At 61.2% G+C, this 16850-nt stretch carries 16 protein-coding genes and 1 tRNA gene; 4 read left to right on the forward strand and 13 right to left on the reverse strand.

Annotated elements, in window-relative coordinates:
• Positions 1-209: 209 nt before the first annotated feature.
• Positions 210-701, forward strand: coding sequence for an RNA polymerase sigma factor (locus HMPREF0762_RS05055; protein WP_006362417.1), 492 nt, complete (start codon positions 210-212; stop codon positions 699-701).
• Positions 698-1951, forward strand: coding sequence for a DUF4179 domain-containing protein (locus tag HMPREF0762_RS05060; protein WP_006362418.1), 1254 nt, complete (start codon positions 698-700; stop codon positions 1949-1951). Before HMPREF0762_RS05055 ends, HMPREF0762_RS05060 begins: the two co-directional genes overlap by 4 nt.
• A 311-nt stretch (positions 1952-2262) precedes the next feature.
• On the opposite strand, the gene cydB is transcribed toward HMPREF0762_RS05060, so the two are convergent.
• From cydB to HMPREF0762_RS05075, 3 genes are all read right to left on the reverse strand, one after another.
• Positions 2263-3327 carry a cytochrome d ubiquinol oxidase subunit II gene (cydB, locus tag HMPREF0762_RS05065; RefSeq protein WP_006362420.1) on the reverse strand — a complete coding sequence of 355 codons (1065 nt, stop codon included), beginning with the start codon at positions 3325-3327 and terminating at the stop codon, positions 2263-2265.
• A gap of 2 nt (positions 3328-3329) precedes the next feature.
• Positions 3330-4745 carry a cytochrome ubiquinol oxidase subunit I gene (locus HMPREF0762_RS05070; protein ID WP_006362421.1) on the reverse strand — a complete coding sequence of 472 codons (1416 nt, stop codon included), beginning with the start codon at positions 4743-4745 and terminating at the stop codon, positions 3330-3332.
• Positions 4746-5104: 359 nt separating this feature from the next.
• Positions 5105-5842: a sugar phosphate isomerase family gene (locus tag HMPREF0762_RS05075; protein ID WP_006362423.1), complete on the reverse strand. Its 738-nt coding sequence runs from the start codon at positions 5840-5842 to the stop codon at positions 5105-5107.
• Between the two features lie 99 nt (positions 5843-5941).
• Here HMPREF0762_RS05075 and HMPREF0762_RS05080 point away from each other — a divergent pair, with 99 nt between their 5' ends.
• Positions 5942-6589 (forward strand): HAD family hydrolase, encoded by a 648-nt coding sequence (locus tag HMPREF0762_RS05080; RefSeq protein ID WP_006362424.1) that lies wholly within the window; start codon positions 5942-5944, stop codon positions 6587-6589.
• A gap of 39 nt (positions 6590-6628) precedes the next feature.
• Here the strand turns inward: HMPREF0762_RS05080 and HMPREF0762_RS05085 are convergent.
• The 9 genes from HMPREF0762_RS05085 to rpsF all read right to left on the reverse strand — a co-directional run bounded on the left by HMPREF0762_RS05085 (position 6629) and on the right by rpsF (position 14326).
• Positions 6629-6704: transfer RNA gene (locus HMPREF0762_RS05085), tRNA-Phe, on the reverse strand.
• Positions 6705-6897: 193 nt separating this feature from the next.
• Entirely contained in the window at positions 6898-8214 is a 1317-nt protein-coding gene (locus HMPREF0762_RS05090; protein WP_006362425.1) for a coproporphyrinogen III oxidase family protein, read from the reverse strand.
• Between the two features lie 8 nt (positions 8215-8222).
• Positions 8223-9497, reverse strand: coding sequence for a phosphoribosylamine--glycine ligase (gene purD, locus HMPREF0762_RS05095; RefSeq protein ID WP_006362427.1), 1275 nt, complete (start codon positions 9495-9497; stop codon positions 8223-8225).
• A gap of 31 nt (positions 9498-9528) precedes the next feature.
• Positions 9529-10845, reverse strand: a complete 1317-nt coding sequence (locus HMPREF0762_RS05100; protein ID WP_006362429.1) for an adenylosuccinate synthase — start codon at positions 10843-10845, stop codon at positions 9529-9531.
• 134 nt (positions 10846-10979) lie between these two features.
• Positions 10980-12374: a replicative DNA helicase gene (gene dnaB / locus HMPREF0762_RS05105; RefSeq protein ID WP_006362430.1), complete on the reverse strand. Its 1395-nt coding sequence runs from the start codon at positions 12372-12374 to the stop codon at positions 10980-10982.
• 293 nt (positions 12375-12667) lie between these two features.
• Positions 12668-13204, reverse strand: a complete 537-nt coding sequence (gene rplI, locus HMPREF0762_RS05110) for a 50S ribosomal protein L9 (protein ID WP_006362433.1) — start codon at positions 13202-13204, stop codon at positions 12668-12670.
• A 12-nt stretch (positions 13205-13216) separates the two neighbouring features.
• Positions 13217-13477 carry a 30S ribosomal protein S18 gene (rpsR, locus tag HMPREF0762_RS05115; RefSeq protein WP_006362435.1) on the reverse strand — a complete coding sequence of 87 codons (261 nt, stop codon included), beginning with the start codon at positions 13475-13477 and terminating at the stop codon, positions 13217-13219.
• 44 nt (positions 13478-13521) lie between these two features.
• A complete protein-coding gene (locus HMPREF0762_RS05120) occupies positions 13522-13965 on the reverse strand; it encodes a single-stranded DNA-binding protein (protein ID WP_009077173.1) in 444 nt (147 codons plus the stop codon).
• 67 nt (positions 13966-14032) lie between these two features.
• Entirely contained in the window at positions 14033-14326 is a 294-nt protein-coding gene (rpsF, locus tag HMPREF0762_RS05125) for a 30S ribosomal protein S6 (RefSeq protein ID WP_009077202.1), read from the reverse strand.
• Positions 14327-14648: 322 nt separating this feature from the next.
• Between rpsF and HMPREF0762_RS05130 the strand changes: the two genes are divergently transcribed.
• Positions 14649-15152: a hypothetical protein gene (locus tag HMPREF0762_RS05130; protein ID WP_006362438.1), complete on the forward strand. Its 504-nt coding sequence runs from the start codon at positions 14649-14651 to the stop codon at positions 15150-15152.
• Positions 15153-15259: 107 nt separating this feature from the next.
• On the opposite strand, the gene HMPREF0762_RS05135 is transcribed toward HMPREF0762_RS05130, so the two are convergent.
• Positions 15260-16711, reverse strand: coding sequence for a helix-turn-helix transcriptional regulator (locus HMPREF0762_RS05135; protein ID WP_006362439.1), 1452 nt, complete (start codon positions 16709-16711; stop codon positions 15260-15262).
• Between the last annotated feature and the right edge of the window lie 139 nt (positions 16712-16850).

A 16850-nucleotide genomic window follows, 5' to 3' on the forward strand; every position in this document is an offset into this window, starting at 1 on the left:
TAGCCCTGCCGCATGCCCTTTGCCGCGATACGCATGCCTCGTCTCGACCGATGGAACACCATTCCCGCGGCGTACTGCATAACGATCGGCGAAACGTCGTTCCGCATGCAGCTGACGCCGTTCGCATTTCGCTGTCAAGAATCGCCGCCGCGAATCGTGTTGTAGGTAAGCAACGTTGCATGATTCAATGCGATTCGAAAGGAGGCCGGATGAGGGCATCGAGACCGACAGACGCGGATTCCGAGGCAAGACGCCTGGTCCATGACTATGCCGACCTCATTCTCAGGCTGAGCTACACCTACCTGAACTCGACCTGCGACGCGGAAGACGTATGCCAGGACGTCCTTCTGAAAACCCTGGCACGAACCGTCCCCTTCGCCGGAACCGAACATGAGAAGGCTTGGATCATCCGCGTCACGATCAATGCCTGCAAGGACCGTCTGAAGCAGGGGCGGGGACGATTCGTCAGCCTGGATGAGGCCCGCTATGCGGAAGCTCCTGGGCACCCGCACGACGAGACGCTTGAGGCGGTGCAGAAGCTCCAACTCATCTACCGAGAAGCGATCTACCTGCATTATTACGAGGGATACTCCATAGCCGAAATCGCGCGCATGACCGACAGGAGCGAATCCGCCGTCGGAGCGGCTCTGAGCCGCGGACGCAAGAAGCTGCGCGCCATGCTTGAAAGGAGCGCATCATGAACGAAGGCTTCGCCGAGACCTACGCTCGAGCTCTTGACGATTTGAAATTCCCTTCCGAAGAGAAGGACCGTATGGCGGAAAGGCTCGCGCATGCCGCCGATGCACGAGCGCAAGGATCCGGCTCCCGCAGCGCCCCGATCGCAGGCGCGGGCGCCGCGTGCGCAGCGGATGCGGGCGATGCGTCAGGGCAGAGCCGCGCGTATGCGCCCCGCGTCGATCGCCCGGCCTCCGCAGCACGCGCGGCCGCCTGGTTCCGGAAGCATCCCGCGCGCGTCGCTGCCGCGGCCGTCGTCGCCGCCCTTGCGCTCGGGGGAGGGGGCGCCTATGCGACAGGCAACTTGGTCACGCTGCAGAACGCCACGGACGACCTGTTCAACGGAGCACCCGCGAAGACCGAGGTCGTTGAATCGATCGGCCATCCCCTGGGAGCGACCGCAAGCGACGGCGGCATCACCGTCAGCGCGGATGCTATCATCGGCGACGCGCATACCTACACGATCGTCTATTCGATCTCCAAGGACGACGGCAGCGCGTTCGACGATCTTGACACGAACGAGAACGGGATCCTTGCCGGCTTCATGTTCTACGAGCAGAATACGACGGCCGACATCGACTGGGGCGGCGCTTCCGGAAGCGCGTATTTCTACGATGCGGATCCTGACGACCCAGCCATCCAGTATGTGGAAACGATGAGCTACGACGCAACGGAGAGCCTGGCCGGAAGCGTCGTGCGCTCTCACATGAAGAATCTGATGCGTGACGATGCCTCCGGATTCGAAACCATCGCCGAAGGCACATGGAACCTCAGGTTCGACATCGCCTACGAAGACTCTTCCGTCGCCCTTTCCGCCGCCGAATCGTTCGACCTCTACGGATATGACGCCCATATCGTCGACGCGAGCATCTCCCCCATTTCCCTGCACCTCGCCTATCAGGTCGACCGTCCCGTCGCATGGAGCGATGAGGGCCGTGGAATCTCCTTGAAGGACGGAACTTCCTTCCGAGGCGACGAGGCTTCCGGCCGCGAAAACGCCCAGGATGCGAGGCTTTCCAACGAACTGCTCGGCGCCCGCGCGACCGTAACCCTGAAAGACGGGACCTCCTTCGAATGCGACGCGAACGGAGGCGGGCGTATCGATGGGGACACCGAGCATCCGACCTGCACCACGAACATCGTCTTCGACCGCATCATTGATCTCGACGAAATCGAATCCATCGATATCGAAGGCACCGCGCTTCGAATGAGTTAGTCCAAGCAATCGTTCCGAGACGAACGAAGGAGGATTCTCGCTCGATTCAGGAATCCTCCTCGGGCGCCCTTTATCGCGAGCGTGCCCACGCATCGTCGCCCTCCCGTCCAAGAATGGAAGGGTGACGAAGATGCTGAACCCCTCAGGTCCGCTCGCCCTTTGACGCACGATGCCTCCCCTTTCCCGTCATCGGGGAAGGGGAGGCATTCGTTCAACTGGAAGGATCTTTCTCTCCATCCGATATACGTGCGTGCCGAAGCGTGTTCCGGCACGCCGCGGGCCGGACGCCGTGGCGCCCGGCCCGTCAATCATCAGTACTCGCTCGCGTCTTCCTTCGTGAGCTTTCCTGCGAACGTGCGGTAGACCAGGAAGTGGTACAGCAGCACGAAGGGAAGACCGACACAGGTGATGCCAAGCATCCAGGCGAGCGTCAAATCTTCGGACGCAGCCGTCTCGATCGTGATATTCGCGCCGGAAGCGGCCGTTGCGAACAGATTGAACGGATCGCCGGCACCCGCCACGACCAGATTCGGGAACAGGCTCGCACCCAGCAGCGCAACCAAAGCGAAGCACGCAACGGACGAGGCGAGGAACACGACGAGCGAAGCCTTCTCGTCCGTCGCCTTCATGAAGGTGGCGGCAAGCATCGCGACGAAGAGCACGGCGAAGGCGATGCGCAGGATGGACAGGCCGCCGACCATCTCGGGCTTGATGATGACCAGAGCGTAGACGGTGACGAGCGCGAAGAACACGATCGCCAGGATGGCGAAGGTCCGACGAGCCATGCGGGCGCGAACGGCCATCGCGCTACCCTCGGGAGCCTTCAGCGCAAGCCAGGATGCTCCCTGCAGAATGAACATGGACAGGCCGAGCAGGCCGCACAGCAGCGTGAAGGGCGTGACGAGGCCGAGCAGGGGAATGCCGACGTAGTCGCCGTTGGCATTCATCGGAATGCCCGCGTACACGTTGCCGATGGCGACGCCGAAGAGCAGGGCCGGAAGCAGCGAACCCACGAAGAACAGGGCGTTCCACGCCTTCTTCCAACCGGGCTTCGTTTCGTTCGCGGAATACTCCAGAGAGATCGCGCGAACGATGAGGCCCATGAGCACGAGGATGATGGCCAGGTAGAAACCGGAGAACGTGGTGGCGTATGCCGGCGCGAATGCAGCGAACAGCGCGCCGCCCGCGGTCAGGAGCCAAACCTCGTTGCCGTCCCACACAGGACCGACGCTGCGGCGCAGGAGCGCCTTTTCCTCGTCGGTCTTGGCGACGAAGGGGCTCAGGACGCCGGCGCCCAGGTCGAATCCGTCAAGAACGAAGTATCCGGCGATCAGTACGAAGATGAGGATGAACCAGATGATTCCCAGTACGGTCATGGTTATTTCGCCTCCTCGATCTCGTCGCTGACAGGGTTGCCCTCAAGGTCGTCCACAGGACCCTTGCCGATGAAGCCCGTGATGAGGCGGGCCCAGGCTATGAAGATGAACGTGTAGACGATGATGAACAGCAGGATGGTCACAAGCAGCTCAACGGAAGAAAGAGACGAGGAAATCGCATCGTTGGTGAGAAGCCCCAGGCCATCGGGAGAGCTCGTCGCAGGATACACGACGTAGGGCTGGCGACCGACCTCTGCGGCCGTCCATCCGGATTCGATCGCGAGGAACGGGAAGATCGGGGAGAGGACCAGGATCCACTGCCACCACTTCTTATCCTTGAGCTTGCTGCCCTTCTTATAGGAGGCTATAAGCGCGAGCGCCAGCACGATCACAATAGCGCCGAACATAAGCACCATCAGGTGATAGCTCACGAAGGTCACGCCGATCGGCAGATTGTCGACATCGAGGTCGGCGTTTTCCTTGGCGAGATCGTTCAGGCCAGGGTATTCCGTATCGAAGCTATTGGAAGCGAGGAAGCTGGTGAAGCCTTCGAGCTTGAGGGGCGCGACGACTTCCTGCGTGTCCTTGTCGACGTAGCCGATGAGGTAGAGCGGCAACGTGCCTTCTTCATAGTGGCCTTCCATCATGGCGATCTTGGAAGGCTGCTCTTCGGTGACCTCGACCGCCGAGGCATGCGCGCTCACCAGAAGGACGCACGTGGAGATGAGCGCGACCGTGGCGCCCAGACGCAGAGTCCTGTCAGCGAAGTAACGGAACTTCTCTTTGCGCATATACCAGGCGGAAACCGCGATGGCCATGAAGGCGCCCATCACGAACAGGGCCATGACCGTATGGAAATAGCGCACGCCGGTGGAGGCGTTGAACGCCGCACCGAAGAAGTCCGTGAGAACCGCCTTGGTGCCGTCGGCGGAAAGCTCCGCGCCGGCCGGGGTCTGCATCCAGGAGTTGGCGATGAGGATCCAGAGGCACGACAGGCAGCTGCCGAGGAAGACGAGCCAGGCGGAGGTCAGATAGAACTTCGGGCCGACCTTCTTGCGGCCGAAGATCACGACGCCGAGGAACGTGGACTCCATGAAGAAGGCGAAGATGGCTTCAGCCGCAAGGGGGGCGCCGAAGATATCGCCTACGAAGCGGCTGTAATCGGCCCAGTTGGTGCCGAACGAGAATTCCATCGTGATTCCCGTGGCCACGCCGATGGCAAACGTGGTCGCGAAAATCTTCGACCAGAACTTCGTCGCAGCCGCGTCGCGCGGGTCGCGCGTTTTGTAGTAGCGGGTTTCATTGAGGGCCAGGATCAGACCAAGGCCGACTGACAGCGGAACGAAGCAGAAGTGGAAGATAGCCACCAAAGCGAACTGTATGCGCGACAGCACGGCAACATCGGACAGGAATTCCATAGCCACACCCCCTTTTCTCTTTACGTTGTTCCAATTGCATACTCGTCCCCATACGCGAGCACGCGCAGATAATAACACTCGAAATCTCCAAATTACGGGACGATGACGATATTTGTTCCTAATTTAATAACATTTTCGCCCGAACGCCGTTAAAACCGAACCGTTGCACGGAAAAGAACCTCCGGATTCGCTCCGAAGGCTCTGAAAAAATACAGCGAGCAGAAGGATGCTGGAGAGCGCGCTCAACGGAAGCCGCGCAAGAGGGCGGGCAGACGCATGAAGCGACGGACGTCTTTCCATCCCCGTCGAAACCGGCTTGTCGAGCTTTCGGGCCATGGCCCGAAAGCCTCGCCCGCAGCCTAGTTTTCGCCGTGATGATGGTGATGATGCTCCTGCTCTTCAAGCTTCTGGGCGGCGTCGCATGCGGAAAACGCCGCATCGTCGAGCACGGCGATCGCGTTAGGATGGAACTGCAGGATGGATGCAGGAACCTTCGGCGTGATGGGTCCGTAAAACGCCTGGTTTACGATATCCGCATAGGCCGCTCCGGATGCCACGACGACGATGCGCCGGGCCTCCATGACAGTGCCGATGCCCATGGTGAATTCCCCGCGTTCTTCGTTGTAGCAGGTCTCGTTCGAGAAGAAATCCCCGGGGACGTTCGCTCCCAGCTCGCCGTTCGGCCCAAGGGAAAGGATCAGGGTATCGATGCCTCCCTGAAGCCTGATCTGGGCTTCGAAGGCGGCGCAGACAGCATGGGGATCGGCGGCCGCGCCTCCCGGCGTGCAGACGTTTTCGGAATGGATGTTCGTCGCGCCGAAGAGCTCGGCATCGAGCCTGGCGCGCACAGGATAGGCCTCGTCGTCCCCACCGTCGTTGCGGCCGACGCGCGATTCGGTCACGCCGAATGCGGCAACGCGCGAGAAATCGAGCGCTTCCTCGACATAGCGGGCGCTCAGCTGGCCGTACACGTCCACCCCGTCGGGAAAGACATCGAACCCGAGCGTACAGCCGGGCTTCTCGCATACGACCTCCGCCACGCAATCGGCGGCGTAGGCGGCAAGTTCTTCGGAATCCTTGGCAACCATGATCTGCATAGGGCGAACCTTCCTTCGCGGTAGGCATGTGGCATAGGCGGTCTTCGAAGGGTACCATGAATCCGCGCATGACAGATGTTTTCAAGATAGGAGGCCGCAATGGCCGCATGTTACGACGCATTCGTGTTCGATATGGACGGCACCATCCTGTACACGCTCGACGACCTGACCGCCACGACGAACGCCATGCTGAAGACGTTCGGCTACCCCGAGCGCACGAAGGAGGATGTCCGCTTCATGGTAGGCGACGGCACCCGTGCGCTCATTGAGCGGGCGCTTCCCGCGGATGCGCCCCGGGAAAATATCGATGAGCTCTATTCCTGCTGGACCTCGTATTACGATACGCATGGCGACGAGCACACCCGCCCGTACGGCGGCATCGTCGAAGCCATGCGCGACCTGCGCGCCCGCGGAAAGAAGATCGGGGTCTTGTCCAACAAGTACCAGGCGGGAGTGGACGCCATGATCGCGCGCTTCTTCGACGGACTCGTGGACTGCGCCATCGGCGACGGCACGGCTCCGCGCAAGCCGGACCCGACCGGACTCATCATGCTGGCGGAACGCATCGGCGCGCCGCTCGACCGCATCGCGTACTTCGGAGATTCGACGACGGACATGAGGACGACCGTGCGCGCAGGTGTCTTCGGAATCGGAGTGACCTGGGGATACCAGACGAGGGAAGCCATTGCGGATGCCGGAGCCCGAACGCTCATAGACACGCCGTCCCGCATTCTCGACTTCGCATAGAAAAAGCCGGGCCTGTAAAAGCCCGGCTTCAAGCATCGATGGTGGTCAGAGAGGGACTTGAACCCCCGACACGGGGATTTTCAGTCCCCTGCTCTACCAACTGAGCTACCTGACCGGTTCGTTAAACGCGAGTATGCATGATACCTGTAGCGAACCGTCTGCGCAAGCGGTTTTTGCCTCGGCCTGCATGCGGGCCGCAAGGGACCTGACCCCAGACGACGCACCGTTTCGAACCGTGCGATCCGACGTCTTCGCACCCGCATGGCAACGCACGCGAAGCGCTCCGCACCGCTCGCTCGCGCGAGCCTCTACTCCTTCATGGCGCAGCCGCTGCCGAACAGAAGCTCGCGCTCTTCAGGAGGGAGAATCGAACGCGCCTGGTCGCGCAGGTTGTTCACACCGATGAAGAACTGCCGCATCATGACGACCATGAGGTAGCGTCCCTTGGGCGTGAGCGTCAGCTGCTCGTCATCGTCCTTGTCGATGCCGCCGACCGCCTTCATGAACGCGTATTCGACCGGCAGGCCCCTTTGCACCGAGCAGCCGAAATCACGTTCGAACCGCGTTTTATCCAGACGCAGGCCGAAGAGCTGCATCAGGAAGCGATACCGCATGCGATTCGCCTTCGAGAACGTGGTCTTGCCCATGATGGACATGCGTCCCGCGTCGATCGCCTGATTGTACTCGCGCACGCTGAAGGTATTGATGTATTGGGAATCGCCCAGATACGTGAAGCCGCCGCTGCCGATCGCCGGATACTGCTCGTAATCGACGATGTATTCATCGATCATCGTGGGCGCATCGGCCGTACGGTTGAACGTCCATGCGCTGCTATGCGTGAACAGCGCGTCGGGCCCGTCCGTCAGCGTCTCGCTGATGATCCGGTAGAAACGCTGCTCGCGATCGTAGTCGACCTTACCGACGGTAGCGGCCAGGGAGCGCTCGACCGCAGGCGATGCCATCAGAGGATAGAACGTCGTCTGGTTGCATCCCGTCTCGATGACGGCTTCGAGGTCGCGGCGGAGGATGTCTTCGGTCTGCGCCGGGAAGTTGAAGATCATGTCCACGTTCATCGAGTCGAAGTAGGGCGCGGCGATTTTAACGGCCTCCATGATGGACGCCGCATCGCCGTACTTGTCATAGCGATCCATCTGTTTGAGCAGGCCGTCATCGAAGCTCTGCACCCCGACCGACAAGCGGTTCACCCGTCCTTCGAGTTCGCTCAGATAAGGTTCCGTCAGGTGGTTCGGGTTCGTTTCGCACGAAACGTCTTTGATGGAGAACTCGCGTTTCGCCGCATCGATCGTCTTGCAGAGCTCGTCCAGCAAGATGGTCGGCGTGCCGCCGCCGATGTACAGGGAGTCGAAGTCGTAGCCGAGCTCCTTGACCATCATCATCTCGCGGCGCAGGTTCTCGTAGTACGCCTTCGCGCGCCCTTCGTTGAAAGGGAACCGATTGAACGAACAGTACGGACACAAACGCTCGCAGAAAGGTATATGCATGTACAGCATATACGGCATCCCGGCTTGAGGGCCGGGGATGCGCGTCTCTTCGGTTCTATCGATGCGCAGATTGCCTGATGTGTAGTGACGGACCGCCTTGCTCAAAAGTCGTTCTGAAAGCATAAATGAATCTAAACCTCTATCGCTCGTTTCGCGATGTCGAACCGCATCTGCTTGCCTTCGAAGTTGATCTTGTCGCAGGCTTCGTAGGCAAGCTCGCGCGCCTCTTCGAAGGAATCGGCGAGCGCGACCACGTTCAGGACGCGGCCGCCGCTCGTGATGAGCTCGTCATCGGCGTTGTAGGACGTGCCGGCCTGGAACACAAGCACGCCGTCCATCTCCTCGGCCTCTTCTATGCCGAGAATGACCTTGCCTTTTTCGTATGATCCAGGATAGCCGCCGCTCGCAAGCACGACGCAGACCGACACCTTGTCGCTCCAGGAAGGACGCACGTCGCCAGCGCGGCCCTCGGCCACGGCAAGGAACGCGTCGAGCACGTCGCCGTCGAAGCGTGCGAGAACGGCCTGGGTTTCGGGATCGCCGAAGCGAGCGTTGAATTCGAGCAGCTTCGGGCCTTCCTCGGTCAGCATGAAGCCGCCGTAGAGCACGCCGCGATACCCCGCGCCGAATTCCTCCTTGGTCGCCGCCGCTGCCGTGCGCATGATGTCCGCCATCCGGGTCTCGAGCGCATCGTCCACGGCAGGTACCGGGGAATACGCGCCCATGCCGCCGGTGTTCGGGCCGCGATCGCCATCGAAGGCGCGCTTGTGATCCTGCGCGCACGGCATGCAGACCGCCTCGCCGTCGGTGATGAATGCAAGCATGCTGCATTCCGGACCCACCAGGCATTCTTCAATGACGACCGAGCTTCCTGCCGTGCCGAACGCACCGGCGAAGCAGTCATGGACGGCCTCTTCCGCCTCTTCGAGGTCGTCCGCCACGACGACACCCTTGCCTGCGGCCAGACCATCGGCCTTGACCACGATCGGAGCGCCCGTCTCGCGCACGAACGCGAGGGCGTCGGCTTCGCAATCGCAGGCGCGATACCGCGCGGTCGGAAGCCCATGCCTGATCATGAATTCCTTCGAGAACGATTTGCTGCCCTCGAGCCGGGCGGCGTCGGCATTCGGGCCGAAGACGGGGATTCCCGCCGCGCGGACGGCGTCGGCGACGCCTGCGACCAAAGGGGCCTCGGGGCCGATGACCACAAGCCCTATCCCCTGGTCTTTGGAAAAGCCTATGACGGCCTCCGCATCGCACGGATCGAGCGGCACGTTCCGGCCGCACTGCACCGTTCCTCCGTTTCCGGGGGCTATGAATAGGTCTCCGACCTGAGGTGACTTCGCAATGGACCATGCGAGGGCATGTTCGCGGCCTCCGCTGCCCAGAACCAGTACGTTCATCATGTCTTGGTCTTCTCCTTGAACGGAATGCGCGCTAGCGATCCCAGCCGCGCATCAGGGTCTGATGGCGATCGGGGCCGACGGATACGATGGTCGCCTTGACGCCGCTCAGACGTTCGATCTCGGCGATATAGTCTTGAGCGGCCTGCGGCAGCTCCTCGAAAGCCGTCGCCTTCGTGATGTCCTGCCCCTTCCAGCCCGGCATGGTCTTGTAGATGGGCTTGGCATGGTAGAGCACGCTCTGCTGCATCGGGAAATACTCGTAGCGCTCGCCGTTGCATTCGTATGCGACGCAGATTTTGATCTCATCGAACGCGGACAGCACGTCGAGCTTGGTGAGCGCGATGTCGGTCAGGCCGTTGACCTCGGCGGCATAGCGCGCGATAACGGCGTCGAACCAGCCGCAACGGCGTTTGCGCCCGGTGGTCACGCCGTACTCATGACCGACGGAGCACATCAGGTCGCCGTCGACGGCATCCTGGCCTTCCCCGCCGTTTTCGGGATACAGGAGCTCGGTCGGGAATGGGCCCGCGCCTACGCGCGTGACATAGGCCTTCTCGATGCCGAGAACGCGATCGATGGCCGCCGGGCCGACGCCCGATCCGGTAGCTGCGCCGCCGGCGCAACAGGAAGAGCTGGTCACGAACGGATACGTGCCGTGATCGATGTCGAGCAGCGTGCCTTGGGCGCCTTCGAACAGAATGCGCTTGCCGTCGCGCAGCGCCTCGTTGAGCATCATGGCCGTTTCCGCCATGTGGGGACGGATGACCTCTGCGTAGGGAAGGCAGGCCGCGCAGATCTCGTCCACGGTGAACGTGCGCTTGCCATAGACCTTTTCGAGGATGGCGTTCTTCACCTCGAGCGCAGCCGCCACCTTCATGCGGAACACCTTCTCGTCGAGCAGGTCTTGGATACGGATGCCGCTGCGGGCGGCCTTGTCCTGATAGCACGGGCCGATGCCGCGATTCGTCGTGCCGATTTCGTTCTTGCCCAGCTTGAATTCGGAGGCCCTATCGAGCTCGATGTGGTACGGCATGATCACATGCGCGTCGCAGGAGATCTTCAGACGGTCGCACGGGAAGCCCTCCCCTTCGAGCATGCGCATCTCTTCGACCAAGACCTGGGGATTCACAACGACCCCGTTGCCGATGACCGGTATGGCGTTTTCGTACATGATGCCCGAGGGAATGAGGTGCAGCGCGAGCTTCTTGTCGCCGCTTACCACGGTATGCCCGGCGTTGTTGCCACCCTGATAGCGGACGACGAAATCGAATTCGCGGGCGATGAGGTCCGTGATCTTGCCCTTGCCTTCGTCACCCCACTGCGCGCCGACCAGAACTACGTTTGACATGCTCTCCTCTTCCGTTCTTCGAGAAATCGAATTGCATCCTGCCGAACATACTAAACCGCGATTATATCCGCCTGCATCCGCATGCCGCGGCAAGGTGCGGAGCGTCACCAAAACCCCGTCGAGCGCGGCGGATGCTAGATCATCGAAACGTCGACGTAGTCGCCGAACTTCGTGTATTCGGCCGCGAACGACAGGCGTATATCGCGCGTGGCGCCGTTGCGGTGCTTCGCGACGATGAGGTCGGCCGTACCCAACGGAGGGCGGCCGTCCTGTTCGGCTTCGGCTTCGTCGGTACTGCGGTCGATGAACATGACGATGTCGGCATCCTGCTCGATCGAACCTGATTCACGCAGGTCGGAAAGCATCGGCCGTTTGTTGCCGCGCATCTCGACCGCGCGAGAGAGCTGGGAAAGCGACAGGATAGGAACGTCGAGTTCCTTGGCAAGCACTTTGAGGCCTCGGGATATCTCGGCCACCTCGACCGAGCGGTTGCCGTCGCGCCGGGCCTTGGTCGGCTGCATGAGCTGCAGATAGTCGACGATGATCAGGCCGCGCTCCTTGTCACGAAGTTGGCGGCGCGCCTTAGCGCGCATCTCGAGCAGGGACAGGCCCGGAGTATCGTCGATCCAGAGATCGAGCTTGGAAAGGGAGTCCGTCGCGCTCAGGATGGGCGCCCAGTCGGCATCGGTCAGGCTGCCCGTGCGCAGCTTCGACAGGTTCACCCGCGCCTCGGAGCAGAGAATGCGCTGCACGAGCTGGGTTGCGCTCATCTCGAGGCTGAACAGCGCGACTGAGGCGCCGTGCTTGGCGGCGTTCACGGCGACGTTCAGCGCGAACGACGTCTTGCCGACGGCGGGGCGCGCGGCAAGGATCAGCAGGTCGCCGCCGCGCCAACCCCAGAACAGGTCGTCGACGTCTTTGAATCCGGTGCCGACGCCGGCAAGTTCGTCTTTATGCCGTGCCAGTTCGTCGATCTGGTCGAAGACGGTGCTCAGCAGATCGCCCACCTTCGTGAACGACGACCCGACGCGCTTCTGCGTGACGCTGAAGAGCATCCGCTCGGCTTCTTCGATGGTCTGGCTGGCGTCGTCGGGGGCATCGTAGGCGAGCGCGTTTATATTGGTGGATGCGTAGATCAGATCGCGCTGCAGGCTTGCGCGCCTGACGATTTCCGAATGGCTTTTCCAATTCGTGAGCGAGAGCGTGTTGTTGGCGAGCTCGACGAGGTACGGACGTCCTCCGGCGGCCTCCAGCTGCCCTTCTGCAGCAAGGCGGTCGGCAAGCGATATCTGGTCGATGGGGATATGACGGCTTGCAAGGTTGGCGATGCCTTCGAAGATGAGCCTGTGGGCAGGCCGATAGAAGTTTTCTGGGGAAAGGGACGATGCGATTTCATCCACGGCCTCTTCGTTGAGCATGCAGGCGGCGAGGACCGATTTCTCTGCTTCGACGTTGCTCGGGAGGGGTCTGCCGGTAGTGCTTTGCATTATCGAGGCCGAGGGATCCTGGTAATTCGGCATGGTCTCCATCACTCCACTCTGACCTGGCCTTTTAGAGATACCAAGTCGAATTTGCTTTGGCAGAACAGATATATTACCCCATCGCGCGCGTCTTGTGTCGGCCGCATGTCCAAGCCCTCGATGCGCATTCCGTCAATCCACCTCTGAAAACCGATTTCCACACCGACAAACTGCGCCTTTCCCACTTATCAACGTTTTCCACATTTTAGACTGTGGAAAACAAAAAATCCCGCCGCGCATGCGGCGGGATTTCATGCCGTTTCGCCACCAGGAAAAACCCGGAGACGATCCGTAAAAGCGCGTTACTCGGCTTCGGTCTCTTCGACCTCGGCGGCCTCCGCAGGAGCTTCCTCGGCGGGAGCCTCTTCGACTTCAGCCGGAGCCTCTTCGACCTTCGGCTCGCCCACGAACAGGTTGATGCCGACTTTGATGTCGCGGTAGATGGAAAGCTCGACGACGTGCTCGCCCGCGGTCTTGATGGCCTGGCGCATGACAAGGCGCTTGCGGTCGATCTCGAGATCGAGGTCGGCCTTGACGGCGTCAGCGACCATGGAAGCCGTGACGGAGCCGAACAGGACGCCCTCTTCGCCGACCTTCGCAGGCACGACGACGGTCTTGCCCTCGAGGGCGGCCTTGAGCTCGTTCGCGCGGGCGATGCGGGTCTCTTCGCGCTTGGCGATGGAGCCGCGACGCTGCTCGAGCTGCTTCAGGTTGCCCTTGGTGGCCAGGACGGCCATGCCCCTGGGGCCGAGATAGTTATTGAAGAAGCCGCGCGCGACGTCGACCACGTCGCCTTCGCCGCCTCTTCCGGGGATTTCGGTAAGCAGGATGACCTTCATCGGTGTACCTCCTTAGCGATTGCGGCGATCGCCACGGCCGCTGACGGCAGCCACGACATAGGGCATGAGGCCCATTTCACGCGCGTTCTTGATGGCGGTAGCGATGTCGCGCTGATGCTGGACGCAAGCGCCCGTCACGCGGCGCGGCTTGATCTTACCGCGGTCGGTCACGAATTTACGCAGCATGGCCGTATCTTTGTAATCGATGTAGTCCGTGCCGTCCTTGCAGAACTGGCAGAACTTACGGCGAGGCTGCTTGTTGTATTCAGCCATGATTTCCTCTTTCGATTCCTAACGCATTGAGACGTATGGGAAGCCTAGAAGGGAATGTCCTCGTCATAGACGGAGGTGTCCACCATCGGAGCGGAGGACGCGGGAGAGGCGTACGACGAAGCTTGCATGCGCGGAGCCTGCTGGCCTTGACCTGCGCCGTCGCGGGAGGACAGGAACTCGATCTCATCGACGATGACCTCGATCTTGCTCCTCTTCTGCCCGTCGCGTTCCCACTGGGACCAACGAAGCTTCCCCTCGATGGCAACCTTCGAGCCTTTGCTCAGGAAGCGCGAAACGCTCTGCGCGCGCGTCCCGAACATCGTGCAATCGATGTAGTTGGGGAAATCCTTCCATTCACCGGTCTGAGGATCCTTGCGGCGATCGTTGACCGCCACGCCGAAGCCGAGAACGGGAAAACCGCTCGCGGTCTGGCGGAGCTCAGGGTCACGCGTGAGATTGCCCGTGATGAGAACCTTGTTGATGCTCATGTCTTCCTCTTCCTTCTTCCTCAAGATTTCGACGGTTCCGCATCCTTTCGGGATGCATGCCGCCGAATTAATCGCGGTCGTCGCGACGAACGATCTTGTGGCGCACGACTGCGTCGGTAATACGCAGGATGCGATCCAGTTCCGCAATGCTTTCAGGATCCGCATGGAAATCGATGAGCGTGTAATCGCCTTCGGTCAGGCCGGCGATCTCGTACGCGAGCTTGCGACGGCCCCAATCCTCGACGTTGTCGATCGTGCCGTTGTTGTCGTTGATGGCGGTCTCGACGCGCTTCATTGCCGCAAGGCGAACCTCGTCTTCGATCGTAGGCGAGACGAAGAACAGCAATTCATAAGCCTTCATGATGTCACCTCCTCTGGACTTAACGGTCCCGAGGCTCATGAAGGCATCTGCTCGGGACAGGAAACTTCGTTATCTTATCAGCAGGTTTCCGTCATTGCAATTGCCGATGCCTTCGGCCGGGCCATCGCTCCATGCGTTGCACACGACCCTATCATGGCATCCTTGCCCGGATCCGGACGGCGTCTTCCGGCGATTCCGCGCGATACGGCCGAATCCTTGCGTTTTTCGGACGAGAACGCGATCGAAGCTGCCGAAGACCGTGCCCCGCCACCGTATACTGGACGCACGAATCCTCATCGTTCCCCAAAGAAAGGCAGGCACTATGGCCGACAGAGATATCGAAATCGCTCCGACCGAGGTTCCCGAGATCGACGAGACGCTCGAGACGCTCCTGCTCCAGACGCTCGAAAACGCCCAGGATCGCTATGAGAAGTCCGGCGTCCTAAGCCCGTATACCGCCACGCTCATCGGCGAGCGCGTCTTCGAGGAAACCTACCTGGGAACCACCGACGAATGCTTCGCCGAAGCCGAAAGGACCGTCGAAGGCATGAGGGGGGCGCGCGCCTATGCATTCTGCTACGACGGGTACCTCGACACCGACGAAGGGCAGGTGGACGCCATCATCGTGGAGGGCGCCATCGCCGACGGGCAGGACGGCATCGCGATCGGCCTGCTCTATACCGAAAAAGACGATACGATCACCTTCAGCGAAGAGCCCTTCTATCTAGGACCCGCCCCCAGCTTCCTTCCCGTGAAGGTCGCCAAAATCGAGGATGACTCGATGAAAGCCGCATCTGAAGACGAAGCGGAGGCATCCGAGGAATAGAACGGCTCCTCTGCGCGCACCGCGGCCCTCCGACGCGTCAAATGTCGGAGGGCCTTCTCGTCCGTGCGAGCCATCCGTATGGCGTCCCCGCCCGACGATCGCGGCCGTTAGAAGCCTTTCGCGCCCACCACCAGGTCTATCAGCTCCTGCTGGCTATGGACCCCCGCCTTGTCGTACACATGAGCGACATGCGTCTTCACCGTGTTGTACGAAATCGTGAGCGCATCCTTTATATAGTTGCCGTTGCGGCCGCGCGCGAGAAGCTCGAACACTTCGGCCTCGCGCGGCGTGAGCGAAAACTCCGCGGCGACCGCGGCGCAGCGCGCCTCGAACGTCTCGTCGGGCACGGCATGCGAGACGGAAATCTCCTGAACAGGCTCCACGCACGCAATGGTTCGCGTAATGCGAAACGTGCTCGCGAAGTGCACGACATACGACACGAACGCGACGGTCGTCACCGCCACGAGCACCGATCGGTCGATGGGCCCTAAGGCTCCCGCATTCATGGCACGGCCCAAAAACGCGCCCGCTATCGATCCGAACGCCTTCATCGCGCTTCCCCATGCGAATGCCTTGATGGCCATTGCATGGTTCCGCGACCCGAGCGCCACGAGAACATACCAGCTCAACATATCGAACAGGGCGGAACCCGTGTACAGGAACGCGTTCACGAATCCTTCGCTGAACGCAGATTCGGCCTGAAAGAGCGACAGGCCTGCGACCACGCACAGCGATGCCGCGTAGAACAGGAAGTCGGCATCAAGGCTGCGACGGCGCGCGAAACAGAAAAGAGCGTAGAGAAACGCGGCCGCCAAGGGCGCGAAGACGATGCTCGAATCCACCGGGATGCGCAGGGTTTCGCCTGCCGTGAGGGCCAGCCCGTAGACCACGCGAAAAACCAGCATGCAGACGAAGATCTGGTTCAGCATGGAAAGAAACGAGTTCGGCTGCGCAAGCGCCGCATCGGGAGATGACGGCGAGGCGGATATGCACGCAAGCCCGCTGCGAGCGGGACGATGCACCAGAAGCACGGCGATGATGCAAATCAGAGGCGCGACCATATATCCCTCGGAAACCGCCGCGACCGCGAAAAGAGCGCGCCACGCGAACGAAAGCACGTAAGCTCCGGCCACAGCGGCACCGAGCACCGGAAGCGAAAGGGACAGGCATGCGACGCCGACGACCACCGCGGCGAGGGACGCGCCTATGGAAGACGCGAAGGCGCCGAACACATGCAGACCGGTCGAATGCATGAAGAGGGCGGCCATGTATCCCGCGATGCCAAGCACGATCGAAAGCAGCGAGACGCCTACGAGGGAGCGAAGAAGGACTTCCCGATATCTGCCGCCCGCCGCAATCGCAACCGCCACGAGCGTGACGGCCTTCGCGCCGACGAGCGCATCCCTCATTGCGGGCGACAGGGGATCGAGCGCGGGAAGGACCTCTGCGTTCAAGACCCATGCGTACATGAACACGAGCGAAAGCGCCGTGACGCAGAAAACGAGCGTGCGCGCATCGGCGCCCGCCCTCTTGTGCAATTGCGAGATCGAATCTGACATACGCGCATTATAAACGCCCGGCCATTCTTACGGAAACGCAGGTCATGCGCATCTCATATGACGAGGGTGAGAGGAAATCCCCGAGCGTGCGCCGTGAAATACGGGGCGCAGGGTGATGCGTCGCCGAAGCGCTGCCCCT

Source organism: Slackia exigua ATCC 700122 (genome assembly GCF_000162875.1).
Lineage (GTDB): Bacteria > Actinomycetota > Coriobacteriia > Coriobacteriales > Eggerthellaceae > Slackia > Slackia exigua.